The sequence below is a fragment of the Rhizobium sp. 18055 genome, from assembly GCF_902706285.1.
Classification (GTDB): Bacteria; Pseudomonadota; Alphaproteobacteria; order Rhizobiales; family Rhizobiaceae; genus Rhizobium.
In genome coordinates, this window is sequence record NZ_CACSKD010000406.1 from 1 (window position 1) to 406 (window position 406).

General features: G+C 74.1%; 1 pseudogene. It reads left to right on the forward strand.

From position 1 onward, the window contains the following. Window positions 1-14: 14 nt before the first annotated feature. Window positions 15-406: pseudogene (locus GVL52_RS32465) on the forward strand (YgcG family protein); the annotation flags it as partial.

Genomic DNA, 406 nt, shown 5'->3' on the forward strand with positions numbered 1-406 from the left:
TCATCGACGGAGCCATGAAGCCGCGCTTCCGCGACGGGGATTTCGCCGGAGGCATCGATGCCGCGCTGGGACAGCTCAGCGCCCGCATCGCCGGAGAAAATCTGCCCGCGCCCACGGGGAACGCACCCGCGGCCCGCGCCGAGCGCGGCGTGGACTGGAACGATTTCGCCATCTTCCTGTTCTTCGGGGTGATGGTCGGCGGCCCCCTGGCGCGCGGCATTCTCGGCCGCGGCCTCGGAGGCGTGGCGACGGGGGGCGCGGCCGGACTCTTCGCCTACCTGTTCACCGCCAGCGCGCTGCTCGCAGCGGGCGCGGGCATCGTGGCGCTGCTCTACACCTGGCTCTTCGGCGGCCGGGCGGGCCTGGCCGGCGGACGGCGCGGCGGGCTGCGCGACGGGTTCTCGAC